General features: G+C 70.2%; 17 protein-coding genes. 12 read left to right on the forward strand and 5 right to left on the reverse strand.

The window, feature by feature from the left end; genetic code table 11:
- The first annotated feature begins 28 nt into the window (after positions 1 to 28).
- From HMF7854_RS09460 to HMF7854_RS09485, 6 genes are read left to right on the forward strand one after another with little or no spacing between them, the layout of a single operon-like run.
- Entirely contained in the window at positions 29 to 1,681 is a 1,653-nt protein-coding gene (locus tag HMF7854_RS09460) for an electron transfer flavoprotein-ubiquinone oxidoreductase (protein WP_126718872.1), read from the forward strand.
- A gap of 16 nt (positions 1,682 to 1,697) precedes the next feature.
- A complete protein-coding gene (locus tag HMF7854_RS15930; RefSeq protein WP_126718873.1) occupies positions 1,698 to 3,338 on the forward strand; it encodes a tetratricopeptide repeat protein in 1,641 nt (546 codons plus the stop codon).
- Complete coding sequence (locus HMF7854_RS09470; RefSeq protein ID WP_126718874.1) at positions 3,335 to 4,147, forward strand: 4-(cytidine 5'-diphospho)-2-C-methyl-D-erythritol kinase; 813 nt, start codon at positions 3,335 to 3,337, stop codon at positions 4,145 to 4,147. Before HMF7854_RS15930 ends, HMF7854_RS09470 begins: the two co-directional genes overlap by 4 nt.
- Positions 4,148 to 4,157: 10 nt before the next feature.
- A complete protein-coding gene (locus HMF7854_RS09475; protein ID WP_126718875.1) occupies positions 4,158 to 5,501 on the forward strand; it encodes an NAD(P)H-hydrate dehydratase in 1,344 nt (447 codons plus the stop codon).
- Positions 5,498 to 6,685, forward strand: coding sequence for a class I SAM-dependent RNA methyltransferase (locus tag HMF7854_RS09480; RefSeq protein ID WP_126718876.1), 1,188 nt, complete (start codon positions 5,498 to 5,500; stop codon positions 6,683 to 6,685). The genes HMF7854_RS09475 and HMF7854_RS09480 overlap by 4 nt, the downstream gene beginning before the upstream one ends.
- A 58-nt stretch (positions 6,686 to 6,743) precedes the next feature.
- Positions 6,744 to 10,193: a glycosyltransferase gene (locus HMF7854_RS09485; protein WP_126718877.1), complete on the forward strand. Its 3,450-nt coding sequence runs from the start codon at positions 6,744 to 6,746 to the stop codon at positions 10,191 to 10,193.
- On the opposite strand, the gene HMF7854_RS09490 is transcribed toward HMF7854_RS09485, so the two are convergent.
- Positions 10,137 to 10,577, reverse strand: coding sequence for an MAPEG family protein (locus HMF7854_RS09490; RefSeq protein ID WP_126718878.1), 441 nt, complete (start codon positions 10,575 to 10,577; stop codon positions 10,137 to 10,139). The two genes, HMF7854_RS09485 and HMF7854_RS09490, sit on opposite strands and share 57 nt — an antisense overlap.
- A 90-nt stretch (positions 10,578 to 10,667) precedes the next feature.
- Here HMF7854_RS09490 and HMF7854_RS09495 point away from each other — a divergent pair, with 90 nt between their 5' ends.
- Positions 10,668 to 11,450: an SDR family oxidoreductase gene (locus tag HMF7854_RS09495; RefSeq protein ID WP_126718879.1), complete on the forward strand. Its 783-nt coding sequence runs from the start codon at positions 10,668 to 10,670 to the stop codon at positions 11,448 to 11,450.
- 114 nt (positions 11,451 to 11,564) lie between these two features.
- Here the strand turns inward: HMF7854_RS09495 and HMF7854_RS09500 are convergent, their stop codons facing one another.
- Both HMF7854_RS09500 and HMF7854_RS09505 read right to left on the reverse strand, forming a co-directional pair.
- Positions 11,565 to 12,626, reverse strand: coding sequence for a 1,9-bis(guanidino)-5-aza-nonane synthase (locus HMF7854_RS09500; RefSeq protein ID WP_126718880.1), 1,062 nt, complete (start codon positions 12,624 to 12,626; stop codon positions 11,565 to 11,567).
- Positions 12,627 to 12,772: 146 nt separating this feature from the next.
- Positions 12,773 to 14,014, reverse strand: coding sequence for a type III PLP-dependent enzyme (locus HMF7854_RS09505; protein WP_239016919.1), 1,242 nt, complete (start codon positions 14,012 to 14,014; stop codon positions 12,773 to 12,775).
- Positions 14,015 to 14,220: 206 nt separating this feature from the next.
- Here HMF7854_RS09505 and HMF7854_RS09510 point away from each other — a divergent pair, with 206 nt between their 5' ends.
- Positions 14,221 to 15,168, forward strand: coding sequence for a threonine ammonia-lyase (locus tag HMF7854_RS09510; RefSeq protein ID WP_239016920.1), 948 nt, complete (start codon positions 14,221 to 14,223; stop codon positions 15,166 to 15,168).
- Here HMF7854_RS09510 and HMF7854_RS09515 read toward each other — a convergent pair.
- Positions 15,159 to 15,410 (reverse strand): hypothetical protein, encoded by a 252-nt coding sequence (locus HMF7854_RS09515; protein ID WP_126718882.1) that lies wholly within the window; start codon positions 15,408 to 15,410, stop codon positions 15,159 to 15,161. The two genes, HMF7854_RS09510 and HMF7854_RS09515, sit on opposite strands and share 10 nt — an antisense overlap.
- A gap of 53 nt (positions 15,411 to 15,463) precedes the next feature.
- On the opposite strand from HMF7854_RS09515, the gene HMF7854_RS15780 reads away from it, so the two are divergent.
- On the forward strand, positions 15,464 to 15,631 hold the full coding sequence (locus HMF7854_RS15780; RefSeq protein WP_185829233.1) for a hypothetical protein: 168 nt from the start codon (positions 15,464 to 15,466) through the stop codon (positions 15,629 to 15,631).
- Between the two features lie 43 nt (positions 15,632 to 15,674).
- Here HMF7854_RS15780 and HMF7854_RS09520 read toward each other — a convergent pair whose 3' ends face one another.
- Positions 15,675 to 16,322, reverse strand: coding sequence for an alpha/beta hydrolase (locus tag HMF7854_RS09520; protein ID WP_126718883.1), 648 nt, complete (start codon positions 16,320 to 16,322; stop codon positions 15,675 to 15,677).
- Between the two features lie 93 nt (positions 16,323 to 16,415).
- On the opposite strand from HMF7854_RS09520, the gene HMF7854_RS09525 reads away from it, so the two are divergent.
- From HMF7854_RS09525 to HMF7854_RS09535, 3 genes are read left to right on the forward strand one after another with little or no spacing between them, the layout of a single operon-like run.
- The gene (locus HMF7854_RS09525) at positions 16,416 to 17,486 is read left to right on the forward strand and encodes a cysteine desulfurase family protein (protein WP_126718884.1); all 1,071 of its coding nucleotides are present in this window, start codon (positions 16,416 to 16,418) and stop codon (positions 17,484 to 17,486) included.
- Complete coding sequence (locus HMF7854_RS09530) at positions 17,483 to 18,604, forward strand: cysteine desulfurase family protein (protein WP_126718885.1); 1,122 nt, start codon at positions 17,483 to 17,485, stop codon at positions 18,602 to 18,604. Before HMF7854_RS09525 ends, HMF7854_RS09530 begins: the two co-directional genes overlap by 4 nt.
- A complete protein-coding gene (locus HMF7854_RS09535; RefSeq protein WP_126718886.1) occupies positions 18,601 to 18,936 on the forward strand; it encodes a 2Fe-2S iron-sulfur cluster-binding protein in 336 nt (111 codons plus the stop codon). Before HMF7854_RS09530 ends, HMF7854_RS09535 begins: the two co-directional genes overlap by 4 nt.
- Positions 18,937 to 18,983 lie beyond the last annotated feature (47 nt).

The following is an 18,983-nucleotide window of genomic DNA, read 5'->3' on the forward strand; positions in this document are numbered from 1 at the left end:
CTTAAGACGAAGTGAGGGGATGAGAGGCATGAGCGACCGCGAGTCGATGGAATATGACGTGGTCATCGTCGGCGGCGGTCCGGCGGGTCTGGCGGCGTCGATCCGGCTGAAACAGCTCGCCGCCGAGGCGGGCCGCGAAATCTCGGTCTGCATCCTCGAGAAGGGCAGCGAGATCGGCGCGCACATCCTGTCCGGCGCGGTGGTCGATCCCAAGGCGCTCGACGAGCTGCTCCCTGATTGGCGCGAGGACGGCAGCTGCCTGCTCGCCCGCGTGCCCGTCACCAGCAACCACCACTGGGTTCTGACCAAGGGGAAGAAGTTCAACCTTCCCCACATCATGATGCCCAAGTTCCTCGAGAACAAAGGCAATTTCACCGGCAGCCTGGGCAATCTGTGCCGCTGGCTGGCGGGCAAGGCGGAGGAGCTGGGGGTCGAGATCTTCCCCGGCTTCCCGGCCGCCGAGGTGCTCTACCACGAGGACGGGTCGGTGAAGGGCGTCGCGACCGGCGCGATGGGCATCGCCCGCGACGGCTCGCACCGCGACGACTACCAGCCCGGGATGGAGCTGCACGCCAAGTACACACTGTTCGCGGAAGGCGCGCGCGGCTCGCTGACCAAGCAGCTCAAGCGCCAGTTCGACCTCGAGGCGAACTGCCAGCCGCAGGTCTACGGCCTTGGCGTCAAGGAGTTGTGGGACATCGATCCGGCCAAGCACGAGCCGGGCAAGGTCATCCACACCCAGGGCTGGCCGCTCGACGATGCGTGGGGCGGCGGGTGGATCTACCACCAGGACAATGGCCAGGTGTCGATCGGCTTTGTCGTCGCCTTGTCCTACGCCAACCCGCACCTCTCCCCGTTCGAGGAGATGCAGCGGTGGAAGCAGCACCCCGCGATCCGGCCGCTGCTCGAGGGCGGACGGCGCGTGTCCTACGGGGCGCGGGCGATCAACGAGGGCGGCTGGCAGTCCATTCCGACGCTCGCCTTCCCGGGCGGCGCGCTGATCGGCTGCTCGGCGGGCTTCGTCAACGTGCCGCGGATCAAGGGCAGCCATACCGCGATGAAGAGCGGGATGCTGGCGGCCGAGAGCATCGCGGCGGCGCTCGCGGCGAACCGGCAGAGCGACGTGCTGGCCGACTATGAGCCGGCGGTGCGCAACGGCTGGATCGGCGACGAATTGAAGCTGGTCAAGAACGCCGAGCCGGCGGTCAGCAAGTTCGGCGCGACGCTCGGCACGCTGGTCGCAGGCACCGACATGTGGATGCGCAGCCTCAAGATCGGCCTGCCGTTCGAGCTCAGGCATCATGCCGATCACACGACGCTCACCCGCCGCGACCATGCGGCGCTGATCGCCTATCCGAAGCCCGACGGGGTGATCAGCTTCGACCGGCTGTCCTCGGTGTTCCTGTCCAACACCAATCACGAGGAGGACCAGCCGGTCCACCTCGTGCTCAAGGACCCGACCGTCCCGACCCGGATTAACTTGCCGCAATTCGACGGACCCGAGCAGCGCTACTGCCCGGCGGGCGTTTACGAATATGTGGAGGAGAATGGCGCTCCCCGGCTGCAGATCAACGCGCAGAACTGCGTGCACTGCAAGACGTGCGACATCAAGGATCCCACCCAGAACATCGACTGGGTGACGCCGGAAGGCGGGGGAGGACCGAATTATCCCAACATGTAAGCGCCTCTTCCTCGCATTGCTTCTGAGCGGCGCGGCCGCCTCGCCGGCCACCGCGCGGACTCTCGTCCGCCCGCCGCTCGGGAGCGCGCTGTCGGGCTATGTCGCCGCTCGGGCAGCGAGCCTGACCGGCGATCATGGCGAGGCCGCGCGGCGCTACGTGGCGCTGCTCGCACTGGATCCGGGCAACGCGATGCTCGCGCGCGATGCGATCAGCGAAAACATTCGCGCCGGAATGCCCGAGCAGGCGCTCCGCCTGGCGGCCCAGCGTCCGCTGGCGAGCCTCGGAGCGGACGCCCGGTTGCTGCTGGTCACCGACGCTCTGAAGCGCGGCGACGGCGCACGCGCGCTCGAGCTTCTCCGTTACAAGGATGGCGAGATCGAGCTGGGCTTCCTGGCGCCCCTGATCGGAGCCTGGCAGCAGGCCGAGCGGGGTGATGCAGGCGCCATCCAGACCCTCGCCGCGGTGCCACCCGCAAGCGCTGCCGCGCCGCTGCTCGCCGAACACCGCGCGCTCATTCTCCTGAAGCTCGGGCGGGGGGGCGAGGCCGACCCCTTTGCCCGCCGCGCGATCGCCGCCGGCGGTGGGCGCGAGGACCGGGTCCGGCTGGCGATGGCGCAAGGCTTCGCCCGTCTTCGCGACCAGCCGCGCGCGCAGGAGATGCTGGGCGGGAACGACCAACTGCTCGCCCGTGCCCGTGCCCAGCTTGCCTCGGGGCGGCTCGACAGCGTCGCGGTCCACACGTCCGCGCGGGGCTTCGCGCAGATCCTCGCCGCCCTTTCGCTGGCGCTGAACGGGGGCGAGAGCCGCAGCCTGGCGCTGTCGCTGGCGCAACTCGCGCGATTCGCCGACCCGGCCGATGGTGAGCTTCCGGTGCTGACCGGATTGCTGCTCGACGCGGACGGCCAGACCGACGCGGCGCTGGCGGCGTTCCGCGCGGTCCCCGCTTCCGACCTGTTCGCCAGCGAGGCGCGCGACGCGGCGGTCCGTAGCCTGATTCGCTCGGACCGGACCCGGGAGGCGCTGGCCCTGGCCGACCCCGCCGCGCGAGCCCGCGACGCCAGCGCCGACGACTGGTCGCGGCTCGGCGACGTCTATGCGGCGATGAACCGGAACGGCGACGCGGCGGGGGCCTACGGCCGCGCGGTGGCGCTGGTCGCGGCGGGCGGCCCAGGACCGGCGGAGTGGCAGCTTCGGCTGCTGCAGGGAAGCTCGCTCGACCAGGCAGGGCAATGGCCCGCGGGGCGCGCCACGCTCGAGCAGGCGCTCCGCCAGTCGCCCGACCAGCCGTTGCTGCTCAACTATCTCGGCTATGCCAAGCTGGAGAAGGGCGAGCAGCTCGAGGAAGCGGAAAGCCTGATCCGTCGCGCCAGCACGCTCGCCCCGCAGGACGCCTCGATCACCGACTCGCTCGGCTGGATGCAGTTCAAGCGTGGGCGGGTGAACGAGGCGATCGCCACGCTGGAGAAGGCGGCCGCGGCCGATCCGTCGCAGTCGGAGATCCGCGAGCATCTCGGCGACGCGCTGTTCACCGCCGGCCGCCGCTACGAGGCGCGTTATGCCTGGGCGGCGGCGCTGGTCACCGCGGAGTCCAAGGACGCGGGGCGGATCCGGGCCAAGCTCGACGCCGGGCTGACCGGGGCCACCGTCGCCCCTTGAGGAAGCCCGCTGTCGACATCGCCGCCGCCAAGCTCAACCTCGCGCTTCATGTGCGGGGCCGGTTGGCCGACGGCCGGCACCGGCTCGAGACGCTGTTCGCCTTTTGCACCGACGGCGACCGGCTCAGCGCGGCGCCCGCGGACGATCTGTTGCTGACCGTCACCGGGCCATTCGCCGCCGCGCTCGACGACGGGGAGGACAATCTCGTGCTCCGCGCCGCCCGGGCGCTGCGCAAGCGGTCCGGGACGAGCGCAGGCGCCGCGCTTCAGCTCGACAAGAGGCTGCCGGTCGCCTCGGGGATCGGCGGCGGCTCGGCCGACGCGGCGGCGGCGCTGCGGCTTTTAACGGCCTTGTGGCGGATCGATCCCGCCCACGCCACCGCGGTCGCGCCCGGGCTGGGAAGCGATGTGCCCGCCTGCCTGCTCAGCCTGACCGCGCGCGGCGAGGGGGGAGGGGACGAGCTTCGCCCGGTTCAGCTCGACGGCCTGGCCGGCACCCCCGTCCTGCTGGTCAACCCGCGCGTCCCGCTCGCCACCGGCCCGGTGTTCGCCGGCTGGGACGGGGTCGACCGCGGCCCGCTCGGCGACTGGCGCGCCGGGCGCAACGATCTCGAGCCGTCCGCGCACAGGCTGGTGCCCGAGATCGGCACGGTGCTCGACTGGCTGCTGGAGCAGGACGGCGTCGATCTCGCGCGCATGTCGGGCTCGGGCGCGACCTGCTTCGGGCTGTTCGCGGACGAGGCGGCGCGCGACCGGGCCGCCGCGGCCTGCCCGCCCCAATGGTGGCACCTCGCGACCTTCCTGCGCTAAGGGCCGCGCGATGACGAGACCGATCCTCACCGCCGCCGCGATGCGCGCGGCCGAAGCGCAGGCGATCGCTTCCGGCACCAGCGTCGACACGCTGATGGAGCGGGCCGGCGCCAGCCTCGCCGAGGCAGCGATCCGCTTCGCCGGGCGGACGCCCACGCTGCTGGTCTGCGGTCCGGGCAACAATGGCGGGGACGGCTATGTCGCCGCTCGCCATCTCGCGGAACGCGGCCTCGCGGTCCGGGTCGCGGCGCTGGCCGAGCCGGCGACCGAGGCGGCGCGACGCGCGCGGGCGCGCTGGGATGGGCCGGTTGAACCCTTCGCCACGGCGGAGCCGGCTCCGTTGCTGATCGATTGCCTGTTCGGGACCGGCCTCAAGCGCGGGCTTGAACCAGCTGTATTCGAACGGCTTCTTGCCCTGTCGGGTGCTGCCCAACTCACCGTGGCGGCGGACCTTCCGAGCGGGGTGGCGGCCGACAGCGGCGAGTGCCTGTCATCGGTGCCGGCAGCGGATCTGACATTGGCTTTCGGGGCGCTGAAACCGGCCCACCGGCTGATGCCGTCGCTCGCGCGGATGGGCCGCGTCGTGCTGGCCGACATCGGCGTCGAGGCGGACCACCGCTGGCACGAGATCGGCCGTCCCGCGCTGCCGCCGCTCGACCCCGCCGGCCACAAGTTCAGCCGGGGGCTGGTCCATGCGCTCGCCGGCAAGATGCCGGGGGCGATCGCGCTATCCTGCACCGCCGCCGCTCGCGCCGGCGCCGGCTATGTCCGGGTCTCGACCTCGCTCCGGATCGACCATCTGCCCGCGGCGGTGGTGCAGACCGACACGGCGACGCTCGCCGACCCGCGGATCGGCTGCATCCTGGTCGGCCCCGGCATGGGCGACCTGCCGCAGATCCTCACCCTCGCGCTGACCGCCCACGCGCCCAAGGTCATCGACGCGGACGCGATCCGGGCGATCGGCGAGCCGGAGCGTCTCAAGGGTCAGGACGCGATCGTCACCCCGCACGAGGGCGAGTTCGAGGCGCTGTTCGGCAAACTCGAGGGGAACAAGGCGGAGCGCGCGCTCGCGGCGGCGCGGCGGTCGGGCGCGGTGGTCGTCTACAAGGGTCCCGACACGCTCGTCGCGGCGCCCGACGGGCGGCTCGGCTTCGCCCCGCCGAGCCCCGCCTGGCTGGCCAGCGCCGGCACCGGCGACGTGCTCGCCGGGATCTGCGCCGCGATGCGCGCGCGCGGGCTGGAGGCCTTCGACGCGGCCTGTGCGGCGGTATGGATCCATGGCCGCGCCGCCGAGCAGGCCGGCCCGGGGATGATCGCCGACGATCTCGCCGCCGCCATCCCGCTCGTCCTGTGAGCGACTCCGAGACGATCCTGCGCATCGCGGCGCGGGGCGACGGCGTGACCGCAACCGGCCGCCACGCGGCGCTCGCCGCGCCGGGCGACCGCCTGCTGGCCGACGGATCGGTCGAGCCCGGCCCGCACCACCAGACGCCGCCGTGCCGCCACTTCCCGGCCTGCGGGGGGTGCCAGCTCCAGCATGTCGACGACGAAGCCTATCGTTCCTACCTCGTCGCGCGGATCGAAGGGGCGCTTGCGCAACAGGGGATGGCGGCGACCGTCCGCGATCCGCACCTGTCGCCGCCACGCACCCGGCGCCGGGCATCGCTTCGGGCGCTCCGCACGGGCCAGGGTGTCGCGATCGGCTTCAACGAGGAGCGTTCGCACCGCATCGTCGACATGCGCGAATGCCACGTCCTCGCGCCCGAGCTGTTCGCGCTGGTCGCGCCGCTGCGCCGCCTGCTGGCGACGCTGCTCGCGCCTCGCCGCGGGGCGGAGGTGCGGATGACGCTCGCCGACCAGGGTATCGACCTGCTGATCGCCGGGGTCGAGGCGGAAGGCCTCGCCGCCGCCGAGGCGCTCACCGCCTTTGCCGAGGCCAACGGGCTTGCCCGGCTGGCGCTCGACGGTGGGCTCGGTCCTGAGGTCCGCTACGAGCCGGGTCCCACAACGGTCAGCCTGTCGGGCCGACCGGTCCCGCTGCCGCCTGGCGCCTTCCTCCAGGCGACGCGCGACGGCGAGGCCGCGCTGGTCGCCGCGGTGCGCGAGGCGGTTGGCGACCCGCGCCGGACCGCCGACCTGTTCGCCGGGCTGGGCACCTTCGCGCTGTCCCTGCCGGGGCAGGTCTATGCCGCCGAGGCGGGGCGCGACGCCGTCCTGGCGCTGAAGCGCGCCGATGGTGCGATTGCCGCCGACCACCGCGACCTCTACCGCCGCCCGCTCGGCCCGGAGGAGCTCGACCGGTTCGACGCGGTCGTGCTCGACCCGCCGCGGGCCGGGGCGGCCGAGCAGGTCGCCGCGCTGGCCCGCTCGGCGGTGCCGGCGATCGCCTATGTGAGTTGCAATCCCGCAACCTTCGCCCGCGACGCGGCGACCCTGGTGGCGGGCGGCTATCGGCTCGACTGGATACGTCCGGTCGGCCAGTTCCGCTGGTCGACCCACGTCGAGCTGGCGGCCCGGCTGTCGCGGCCGCCGGCCTGACGCAAAGCTGACAAGAGCTTCACTGGCCGGGAGGGCGGCAGGCGCATAAGCGGGCGCAATGGCCGACAGCCCGATCTTCTACGACCCGTCGGGTCGGCGCCGGAAGCGATTCCGCCTCGCCATGCTGCTGTTCGCGCTGCTGCTGGTGCTGGTCGCGACCGGGCTGTTCGCGACGATCCGGGTGGTGCCCTATGCGCCGCCGCTGCCGGTCAATGCCGAGCGTGGCCGCCCGCTCCCGCCGCCGCGGACCAGCCTGCTCGCGCGGACCGAGCGCAACCTCAACCACGCGATCGAGCGGCTGCTCGGCACGCGTCCGCCGAGCGCGCGGCAGGTCGGCGCGGTCCGCGCGACCCAGGCGCGCCAGTCGCTCGGCAAGCCGCTGAGCGTCGGCTTCTACACGCCGTGGGACCCAAGCAGCTCGGCCTCGCTGCAGCGGCACATCGGCGATCTCGACTGGCTGGCGCCGGTCTGGGTCACGGTGACCGGTCCGAAGCACGACTTCCAGGTGGTGCCCGACCGCGACGGACGGAACATCATCAACCAGGCGCGCGAGCGGCCGCTGATCCTGCCCGTCATCCAGAACTTCACCAACGGGGCGGTCGATCCCGCCGGGGCGCAGGCGCTGCTCGCCAGCACCGCTGCCCGGCGCCGGCTGATCCAGCAGACCGAGGCCTTCCTGCTCCAGAACCGCGCCTCGGGCGCGGTGTTCGACTTCGAGGACCTGAACGGTCCCGGTCAGCTCCATTATCTCCAGCTGCTGCAGGAGGCCCACGCCGTCTTCGCCAAGCATGGCTGGCTGGTCACCGTGGCGGTGCCGGTCGATGCCGGCTGGAACCTCCGCCGCTTCGCCGCCGTCGCCGACAAGCTGTTCGTCATGGCCTATGACGAGCATACCAACGACGGCGAGCCGGGGCCGATCGCCTCCAACGGCTGGTGGGCCAGCAGCGTCGCCACCGCGCTGCGCCAGATCCCGCGCGGCAAGGCGATCGTCACCATCGGCAACTACAGCTACGACTGGCACGACGGCGGCGGCGAGCCGCTGAACGTCGAGGAAGCCTGGAACCGCGCGCTCGACAATGACGCCAAGCCGGTGTTCGACGCCGCCTCAGGCAATTCGAGCTTCGCCTATGACGACGAGAAGGGCCATCCCCATACCGTCTGGATCCTAGATGCGGCGAGCGCCTTCAACGAGCTCAGCCTGCTGCAGCGGATCGGCATTGGCGACGTGGCGGTCTGGCGAATGGGCGCGGAAGACCCGGCGCTGTGGAGCCTGTTCGGCCGCAACGCGGCGCGCCCGCTGCAGGCGAGCGGGCTGGAACGACTTCCGGTGGGCACCAACGTCGACATCGAGGGCAATGGAGAGATCCTCAAGATCAGCTCGCTCCCGACCGAGGGGCGCCGTCGGATCGCGATGTCTCGCGACGGGCTGATCGGCGGGGTGGACTTCCTGACCCTGCCGCGACCGTTCACCGTCACCCGCTCGATGGGCAAGCCCGGGCTGGTGGCGCTCACCTTCGATGACGGTCCCGACCCGCGCTGGACCCCGAAGATCCTCGACATCCTCAAGGCCAAGCAGGTCCCCGCGACCTTCTTCATCGTCGGCGAGAACGCGCTGACCGAGCGGTCGCTGCTCAACCGGATGGTGGACGAGGGCCACGAGGTGGGAAGCCATACCTATACCCACCCAAACCTCGCGACGACCGGCCAGACCCAGACCTTGTTCGAGCTGAACGCAACCCAGCGCCTGTTCCAGGCCTATACCGGGCGCACGCTCAAGCTGTTCCGGGCGCCGTATTTCGGGGACGCCGAGCCGACCACCGCGGACGAGCTGCTGCCCGCGCTCGACGCGCAGAACCGCGGCTACATCTCGGTCGGCCTCCACGTCGACGGCGAGGACTGGCAGCGGCCTGGCGTCCCGGCGATCGTCGCCAATGTGGTGAACGGGGTGGTCGGGCTGCGCGACAATCCCGACAAGGCGGGCAATGTCGTCCTTCTCCACGACAGCGGCGGCGACCGCCAGCAGACCATCGACGCGCTGCCCATCCTGATCGACCAGCTCCGCGCCAAGGGCTACCGCTTCGTGCCGGTCTCGGAGCTGGCCGGGCTCAGCCGCGATCAGGTGATGCCGCAGCTGTCCGCCGCCGACGCGGCCGCGGTGCGGCTCGACCTCGGCCTGTTCGAGATCCTCGGCCTCGTCGTCCGGGCGCTCGCCGCGCTGTTCGCGTTCGCGCTGACGCTCGGCATCCTGCGCGCGCTGTTCCTCAGCGGGCTGGCCCTCAACGCCGCCCGAAGGGAGGCGCAGCGCGCCCGGCCGCCGGTCGACCCCGATACCTTCGTCACGGTGCTCATCCCGGCCTTCAACGAGGAACGGGTGATCGAGCGGTCGGTCCGCACCGTGCTCGCGAGCGAGAATGTTCGGCTCGAGGTGATCGTTATCGACGACGGGTCGAAGGACCGCACCGGCGCGATCGTCCACGAGGTCTTCGACGGCGACCCCCGGGTGCAGCTGCTGACCCTGGCAAACGGCGGCAAGGCGCGCGCGCTCAACGAGGGGTTGGCGCTGGCGTCGGGCGAGATCGTCATCGCGCTCGACGCCGATACCCAGTTCGAGCCGGGGACGATCGCCCGGCTCGCGCGCTGGTTCGCCGCCGACGAAAAGCTCGGCGCGGTGGCTGGCAACGCCAAGGTCGGCAACCGGATCAATCTCGTCACCAAGTGGCAGGCGCTCGAATATGTGACCGCGCAGAACCTCGAGCGGCGCGCGTTGGCCCGGCTCGGCGCGATGATGGTCGTGCCCGGCGCGGTCGGTGCCTGGCGGAAGGCCGCGATCGAGGCGGTCGGCGGCTACCCGCCGGACACGCTCGCCGAAGACCAAGACCTCACCATCGCAGTTCAGCGCGCGGGCTGGCACGTGACCTACGACCAGAGCGCGATCGCCTGGACCGAGGCGCCGCAGACGCTCCGCCAGCTTGCCCGGCAGCGGTTCCGCTGGGCCTATGGCACCATCCAGTGCATCTGGAAGCACAAGCGCGTGCTCGGCACCGGGCGGCCGGCGGGCCTCGCCTTCATCGGACTGCCGCAGGCGATCATGTTCCAGCTGCTGTTCGCGCTGGTCTCGCCGATCATCGACCTTGCGCTGCTGGTCAGCATTGTTTCGACCGCCGTGTCGATCCACGCGCACGGCTACGAGATGGTGAAGGGCGACCTTCACCACATGGCCACCTTCTGGCTCCTGTTCGCCGCGATCGACCTTACCGCCGGGCTGATCGCCTTCGCGCTGGAACGGCGCGAGCGGTGGGGGCTGATGCTGTGGCTGGTCCCCGCCCGCTTCGTCTACCGCCAGGTCATGTACTATGTCGTGGTCAAGGCGGTGATCCAGGCGCTGCGCGGACCGCGCGTGGGCTGGGCCTCGATTGCGCGGTCCGGTCAGGTGCAGCTTGGTGTCAGGCGGTCAGCCTCGGTGGAACAAGGCGATGGCCGCGTGAAGCGTGAGGCCGAGCAAGCATAGGGTCGCGAGGACGAAGATCAGCCCGCGGACGCGTCCGACGTTCACCGTCGACTGGTAGAGGCTGTGGACGACCCGCAGGGCGACATAGGCCCAGGCCAGCCAGAGATTGATGGCGAAGCGGTCGCCCATCGCCACCAGCGCGAGCAGGATCGCGTAGAAGAGCGTCGGCTGCTCGAGCAGATGCTCGTAGTTCTGGCGCGGCCAAGAAGCCTTGGCCGGGATCACCCCCTCGAGGTCGCGGAGGCGGGTGCCTTCGGCCGGGATGCGGTCCGGATCGGCCTGCCGGGCGGCCCCGACGCTGCTCGCGACGGCCCAGAACAGCATGACGATTGTCCAGGCGACCAGCGCGACGAGCGGTCCCAGCAGCGGCGAGATGTGGTTCATCGATGTTTCCCCCCAAGCGGGCGGCACTCCCCTGGCACGCCCGCCACACCATCCTATCTCCGCCCAAAGCGAGAAGGAAAGGCATCAAGCATGAAGACCAGTGGCAACACGATCCTGATCACCGGCGGCGGATCGGGGATCGGGCGGGCGCTCGCCCGGCGCTTCCACGACCGTGGCGACCGGGTGATCGTCGCCGGGCGCCGGCGCGAGGCGCTGGAGGAGACCGCCGCCGGGCGCGACGGGATCGCCGTCATGACGCTGGACGTGGGCCAGTCCGGTGCAGTCGACAGGTTCGCGCGCGCGCTTCTTGCGGAACATCCGGAGGTCAACGTGCTGATCAACAATGCCGGGATCATGCCGCTGGAGAAGGTCGGGTCGAAGCGCGATCTCAAGGATGTCGAGCGGGTGGTCGAGACCAACCTCCTCGGCCCGATCCGGCTAATCGACGCTTTGGTCGACCATCTCGCCGGGCGGCCGGACTCCGCGATCGTCAACGTGACCTCGGGGCTTGCCTATGTCCCGCTGATCGCCGCGCCGACCTACTCGGCGACCAAGGCGGCGATCCACAGCTATACGGTCGCGCTCCGCCAGGCGCTCAAGGAAAGGGTCGAGGTGATCGAGCTGGTGCCACCGGGCGTGCAGACGGGCCTCACTCCCGGGCAGGAGCAGCGGCCCGGTTACATGCCGCTCGACGAGTTCGCCGACGAAGTGATGAGCTTGTTCGGTCGGCAGCCGACCCCCGGCGAGATCCTGGTCGAGCGGGTCAAGTTCCAGCGCGATGCGGAGGCGGAGGGACGGTTCGACCGGACCCTGATCGAGATGAACCAGCGCGCCGAGGCGGCCCGGGCGGCGCAGCCCGAGCCGGTTGGTTGACCCTGCACGTCACCCCCGCGAAAGCGGGGGTCCAGCTCCTGGGCTGGCAGCCGAAAGCTGGATCCCCGCTTTCGCGGGGATGACGGCTATGGAAAGGCCGAGCTTCGGGTTGCTCTAGTCGTTGAACAGCTTGGCGAAGGCGCGCTTGGCGCGGTTCTTCCAGGCGCCCTTGTGGTAGGCAGCCGAGGCGAGCAGCGGGAGGACCGAGGTGGCCTCGGCGAACACCATTTGCTCGAGCGCGGTCGAGACCTTGCCCCAGCTCGCCGCCTCCTGGAGGGTCGAGGAAGAGCACGCGCCGTCGCGCACGTCGGCGACGGTGATCTGCACGGCGTACTTGTGCACCTCGACGTCGTCATGGCCGAGGATCTCGGCGCAGACGACCGTGTCCTGCGTGAAGTTCTTGGGGACGCCGCCGCCGATCATCAGCAGCCCCGTGGTGCCCGCCTTGATCTTGATGTCGGTCAGCTCGCGGAAGTCGGCGATGGCGTCGAGGACGAGATAGGGCTTGCCCTGCTTCATCCGGTCGACCTGGTGCTTGACGAGGCCGAAGCCGGCCGAGCTGTCGACGAAGGCCGGGCAGAAGATCGGCACGTCATGCTCGTAGGCGAGCTTGACGAGGCTGTTCTCCTTCTTGCCGTTGCCCTCGCTCAGCCACTTGCCCATCTCGCGGATGAACGCGCGCGACGAATAGGGCTTGGGCTCCAGGCTGTCGGCGAGGCGGCCGATGGTGAAGTCGCAGTCCTGAAGCTGCTCCTCGTCGATGTACGTGTCGTAGATCCGGTCGATGTAGAGGGAGCGCAGCGTGTCGTCGTCCGGGATCTCGAGCGCCTGGTAATGCTTGTGGCCGAGCGCCTCGAAGAAATCCATGTCGACGATTGATGCGCCGGTGGCGACGATCGCGTCGACCATGTTGGAGCGGACCAGCTCGGCATAGAGGTCCATGCAGCCGCCGGCCGAGGTCGAGCCGGCGATGACCAGAATTATCGAGCAGTCGGGGTCCTCCAGCATCTGGTTGTAGATGCCGGTGGCGCGGGCGAGGTCGCGGCTGGTGAAGCTCATCTTCCCCATCGCGTCGACGATCGGGCGCGCGTCGAAGCTGGTGATGTCGATATGCTCGACGGTCGACGACAGGAGCTCCGCCTTGCGGGTGTCGTTGATCTTGGACTCGGTGTTCATGTCTTCGCTCCAATAGCGCTGCTCCCCCTCCCGCGGACGGGAGGGGGCTGAGGATGGGCGTTCGAGCCCGCTATTGGCCGTCGTTGCGATAACAGGGGGACAGGCCCACCCCCGACCCCTCCCGCGAGCGGGAGGGGAGCATGGCTCTACAGCGTCACCACGTTGGAACGCGCCGGCGCTGCCGCCGCTCCGTAGAGGCTGGCCATCGGCTCGTCTTCGACGAAGATCCGGGCCTCAGGCCCGAAGCCGTTGAAGCCGGTCCGCATCGCGCAGCCATAGGCGCCGAGCATTCCGATCTCGATATAGTCGCCGGCCTGGACGTCGCCGGGAAGCTCGAACGGCCCGGTCATGTGGTCGAGGTCGTCGCAGGTGGGTCCGTAGAAGCTGAAGCCCATCGGCCGGGCGCGGCTCGGCTCGGCGCGAACCAGCGCGACGGGGAAGCGCCAGCCGATGTGCGCGGCGTCGAACAGAGCGCCGTAGGCGCCGTCGTTGATGTACAGCTCGTCGCCGCGGCGCTTCTCGACCCGCACCAGCACGCTGGCATATTCGGCGCACAGCGCTCGGCCCGGCTCGCACCAGAGCTCGGCCGAATAGCTGATCGGCAGCTTCTCGAACGCTTCGTGGATCACCGCGAAATAATTCTCAAGCGGCGGCGGCTCCATGCCCGGGTACGAGGAGGGGAAGCCGCCGCCGACGTCGACGATATCGACGGTGACCGCCGCCTCGACGATCGCGTCGCGCACGCGCGCCATCGCCTCGGCATAGGCCGCCGGGGTCATCGCCTGGCTGCCGACGTGGAAGCAGATGCCGAGCGCGTCGGCGGCCTGCCGCGCGGCGAACAGCAGCGGCTTCACCTCGTGCGGCTCGGCGCCGAACTTGGCGGCGAGGCTGAGCTTCGAATGCTCCGAGCTCACCCGCAGGCGCACCAGCAGGTTGAGGTCGCTCGCGGCGACGCCGTCGGTGGCGGTCGCCTCGACGATCTTCTCCAGCTCGTCGAGCGAATCGAGGCTGAAGGTGCGCACGCCATAGGCGTGATAGGCTTCGGCGATCGATTCCGGCGCCTTGACCGGGTGCATAAAGCAGAGCGTCGCCTGCGGCAGCGTCTCGGCGACGAGGCGCACCTCGCCGAGCGAGGCGACGTCATAGTGAGTGACGCCACTGTCCCACAGCACCCGCAGCAGCTCGGGCGACGGGTTCGACTTTACCGCGTAAAGCGACCGGCCCGGGAACTTCTCGGCGAAGAAGCGGGCGGCGCGCCGGGCGGCGTGCGGGCGAAGCAGGGTCACCGGCTGAACCGGGCGATCCTTGGCGATGTCGGCAGCACCGGAAACGACGGCGGTGCCGATCGGGGCGGTCGCTAGCCCCAGCGCGCGATGATGCTTGTGCAACTCAAGGGACCTCCAAGTGCCTGACGGCGAACGTTGACGAAAGCTGCCTTGCGGTTGGAAGTCCCATGGGGCAGCGGAGGCGCGATATATGGGCGGGAGACCCCCCATGCAAGATTTTTTGGACCGCTTGCGACGGCATTCCAACGGCTCGTCTCAACCCCGAACCGGCCCGCCCAAGCTGTTGCGTCGCAAGGAGATTATCGAAGGTGCCAAGGCTCGATCGGAGCGAGGTGGAAGCGGCCGCGGAACGGATCGGCGATGCGGTCATCCGGACGCCGCTGCGCGAAGCGGAGATTCGCGGCCGCCGAGTCTGGCTCAAATGCGAATCCGAACAGACCGGCGGCGCGTTCAAGCTGCGCGGCGCGACCAACCGGCTGCTCCAGCTGTCGGACGAGGAACGGCAGCGCGGAGTCGTCGCCTTCTCCTCAGGCAACCATGCGCAGGGGGTGGCCATCGCGGCCAGGCGGCTCGGCATCCCGGCGCTGATCGTCATGCCGGCAGACGCGCCCAAGGTGAAGGCCGACGCGACCGCGGCGGCCGGGGCCGAGATCGTCTTCTACGACCGGCGCAGCGAAAGCCGAGAGGAGATTGCCGCGCGCATCGCCGGCGAGCGCGGCGCGACAGTCGTGCCGAGCTTCGACGATCCGGCCATTATTGCCGGGCAGGGGACGGCGGGGCTGGAGATCCTCGAGCAATGCCCCGAACCGGTTCGGACGATCGTCGTGCCGGTCGGCGGCGGCGGGCTGGCGGGCGGGATTGCCCTGGCCTGTCCCGACGCGACCATCGTCGGGGTCGAGCCGGCAGGCTGGGACGACATGAACCGCTCGCTCGAGCTGGGCGAGATCGTGCCGGTCGAGCCCGACGCGCCGGCTACCCTGTGCGATTCGCTACAGACCCCGCGGGTCTCGCCGCTGACCTTCGCCATCCTGCGCGAGCGCGAAGCGCGCATGCTGAGCGTCAGCGAGGAGGAAGTGCGCGCCGCGGTGCGCTGGGCCGCTGAGACGCTCGACCTGGTGGTCGAACCCGGCGGCTCGGTCGCACTGGCGGCAGTCCTGGCGGGTAAGGTCGAGCCGGAGCCCGGGACGGTCATCCTCTTGTCGGGCGGCAACATCGACCCGGCGCTGCACGCCGAGATCGTGGCGGGTCAGCCGTGAGACGCGACCCGATACTGGCCGGGACCGACATGCGCGGGGCTGCTCAGCTCGACCATCCGGGTCAGCCCTTCCAGCTCCGCGGCGAGCGTCTGGAGCTCGGCGGCGAGCGCCTTCGGATCCGTTTCGGCCAGATTGGCGGACGCGTCGAGCAGCGTGTCGAGCATCATGGCGATGCACGGAAGGATGGTCTCTTCGATCCGCTCGAACGCCTCGGCGAGGCGCTGCTCCCGTTCGTGGTGCATGCACATGCCGCTGCCGTTAGCGCCGGATCGGTTAAGAAGAGGTCAAGGCAGGGATGAGCGAGTGGGGGTCGACGCTGCTGGCGCTGGCGATGATCGGCGCCGTGATCCTGCTGCTGGGCGGCATCCGCGCAGCGCGCTCTGCCGCGAGCCGCCAGCAGGGTCTCCTGATGATCGCCGCCGCCATCGTGATCATCGGCAACGTGCTGATCTGGACGTTGTAGCGATGGCCGTCCCGGCCTACGCAGCGCGAGTGAGCGCCGAAGCCTAGCGCGTCGTTCCCAGCCGCATGTCGAGATAGCCGTCGACGCTCTTCATCAAGAGGTCGAGCTCGTTGGCGAAGAAGTGGTTCGCGCCCGGGATCAGGTCGTGGTGGATGGTGATGTGCTTCTGGGTGCGCAGCTTGTCGACCAGCTTCTGCACCGCGCTCGGGGTCACCACCTCGTCGGCCTCGCCCTGGATGATGATGCCCGACGAGGGGCAGGGGGCAAGGAAGCTGAAGTCGTACATGTTGGCCGGCGGCGCGATCGAGATGAAGCCCTTGATCTCCGGCCGGCGCATCAGCAGCTGCATGCCGATCCAGGCGCCGAAGCTGACTCCGGCGACCCAGGTCTGCTCAGCCTCGGGATGGATCTGCTGGACCCAGTCGAGCGCGCTCGCCGCGTCGGACAGCTCGCCCACGCCATTGTCAAACAGGCCCTGGCTCTTGCCGACCCCGCGGAAGTTGAAGCGGAGAGTCGCGAAGCCGCGGCCGACGAAGTCCTTGTGGAGCAGCTGGACGATCTTGTTGTTCATCGTCCCGCCCGCCTGCGGGTGGCTGTGCAGGATCAATGCGACCGGCGCCCGCGGCCGCGGTCCTGGCGTGAAGCGCCCTTCGAGACGACCCTCGGGTCCGGGAAAGATCACTTCAGGCATAAGGGTTCGCGCTCACAAGACGGTGACGAGGACAGGGCGGCGCCTATATAGGCAGGCGTAACATTATCGCAATCGGCGGATTACGGGGCCAAATTGAGCGCGCGAATTTATCTCGACCATGCCGCGACGACGCCGGTCTTGCCGGCGGCACGGGCGGCGGTGGCCGAGGCGTTCGAGCGTTGGGCCAATCCGAGCAGTCCGTACGCCGAGGGGCGCGCCGCAAGGGCCGCGCTCGAGCAGGCGCGCGAGCGGGTCAAGGCCGCGCTCGACTGGCGGCATGACGTCATCTTCACCTCCGGCGCGAGCGAGGCGCTGGCGATCGCACTGCGCGGCGAGCAGCGTCCGACGCTCATTTCGGCGGTTGAGCATGACGCGGTGTTCCGCGCCGCGCCGGGCGCCGAGCTGCTGGCGATCGGAGAGAAGGGGGCGATTGACCGCGACCGGCTCGCGGCATGGCTGGGCGCGAACACTGGCGGGATCGTCGCCATCCAGCATGTGAATTCCGAAACGGGCGTGGTGCAGCCCGTGGACGATCTTGCCCGCGAGGTGCGCGAGGCTGGCGGGATCCTCCTCTCCGACTGCTCGCAGAGCGCAGGCAAAATCCCGTTGCCCGACGCCGACCTGATCGCGCTGTCGGCGCACAAGTTCGGCGGGCCGCCGGGCATCGGAGCGCTGCTGGTCCGCGACCTTGCTTCGCTCCGCCCGACCGGCGGGCAGGAGCGGGGCTATCGGGCGGGGACGCAGAACCTGCCCGGCATCGCTGGAATGGTGGCGGCGCTGGAAGCGGGTGCGACCGACGATTGGCTCGGGCTGCTGCGCCAGCCACTTCGCGACATAAACCATCGTCTCCAGGCAGCCGGCGCGACCATTCAACCGCCGGACGCCTTCACCTCCGGACACATCATAGCCATCACCATGCCAGGGGTCAGCGCGGAGGCGCAGGTCGTCCAGCTCGATCTGGCCGGGATCGCCGTCTCGGCCGGGAGCGCCTGCTCCAGCGGGAGCATGAAGCCGAGCCGCACGCTAAAGGCGTTCGGCGTGCCCGACCAGGACGCCGCCTGTACCATCCGGGTCAGCGTCGGCTGGACGACGACTCCAGCGGACCTGGAGCGGTTCGTCGAGGCCTGGACCTCTATCGCCCGGCGGAGCGCCAGGGAGGCATGATCTACCTCGACTATCAGGCGACCACGCCGCTCGCGCCCGAGGCCAAGGCGGCGATGCTTCCCTGGCTCGCCCAGTTCGCCAATCCGCACAGCTCGAGCCGTGCCGGGCGCGAGGCGGCGGCAGCGATCGAGGTGGCGCGCGGGCAGGTCGCGGCATTGCTCCCGCCGGGCGGAACGACGGTCTTCACCTCCGGCGCCACCGAGGCGCTCAACTGGGCGCTCAAGGGAGTGGCGGCGAACGCTGCGGCGGGGCGGAAGCGGATCGTCACGCTGGCAACGGAGCATGCCGCGGTGCTCGACAGCGTCGGCTGGTTGGCCGGCCAAGGCCTGGAGGTGATCGTGCTTCCTGTCGAACCGGACGGGCTGGTCGACCTCGACGACGTGCGCGCGGCGGTCGACGAGCGAACCGCGCTGGTCGCGGCGATGCTGGTCAACAACGAGATCGGGGTGATCCAGCCGATCGCCGAGATCGCCACGATCGCGCACGAGACGGGCGCGCTGATGCTGTGCGACGCGGTCCAGGGGTTCGGGCGGCTCAAGCTGCCGCCGGGACCCGACCTGTTCGCCGTGTCCGCACACAAGGTCCATGGCCCGAAGGGCATCGGCGCGCTGTGGATCGGTCCCGGCGTGACGGCGCCCGAGCCGCTGCTCCACGGCGGCGGGCAGGAGCAAGGACTACGCTCGGGCACGCTCTCGCCGATGCTGTGCGCCGGCTTCGGGGCGGCGGCGAAGCTTGCCGCGCGTTGCCGGGCGGACGATCTCGCCCTTGTGGACCGGCTGTGGGCCGCGGCGCGAGAGGCACTCGGGCCGGGCTGGATCGTCAACGGCAGCAGCGAGGCCCGCCACCGGGGCAACCTCAACCTGCGTCGCGACGGGCTCGACACCGCCCGCCTCCTGTCGGAGCTGCGCGGAATCGCATTCAGCCTCGGAAGCGCCTGCGCGAGCGGCTCGGGACGCCCCAGCCATGTGCTGCGCGCGCTCGGGCTCAGCGATCGGGAGGCGCGATCGAGCATCCGGCTCGGCTTCGGCCGCTACACGATGGAAGCCGAGCTGGTTTCGGCCTGTCGTTCCATCGCGCAAGCCGCCGAAGTCCAGTCGCCGCTGAGCGTGCGGGCATGAGCGTGACGGTCACCTTCCTGCGCGCCGACGGCAGCTTCGATCGCGAGGTCACCGTCGAGCCGGACCGCAGCTTGCTGGAGATTGCGCAGGCCGCCGGGCAGCCGCTCGAAGGGACTTGCGAGGGGCAGATGGCCTGCTCGACCTGCCATGTTCATGTCGCCGCGGCTGATTTCGACCGCCTTCCGCCGGCGAGCGACGAGGAGGACGACCTGCTCGACCTCGCGGCGGACGTGAGGCGGACCAGCCGGCTTGCTTGCCAGATCAGGCTCACGCCAGAACTGGGCTCGCTGACCGTTCGCATTCCGAACGCGGTGACCGACTGGAACCGCTGATCCGAGTGGCACCGGCAACGCTTCGACCCAGTGCTCGCTTCGTGGGG

The organism is Sphingomonas ginkgonis (genome assembly GCF_003970925.1).
GTDB classification, from domain to species: domain Bacteria; phylum Pseudomonadota; class Alphaproteobacteria; order Sphingomonadales; family Sphingomonadaceae; genus Sphingomicrobium; species Sphingomicrobium ginkgonis.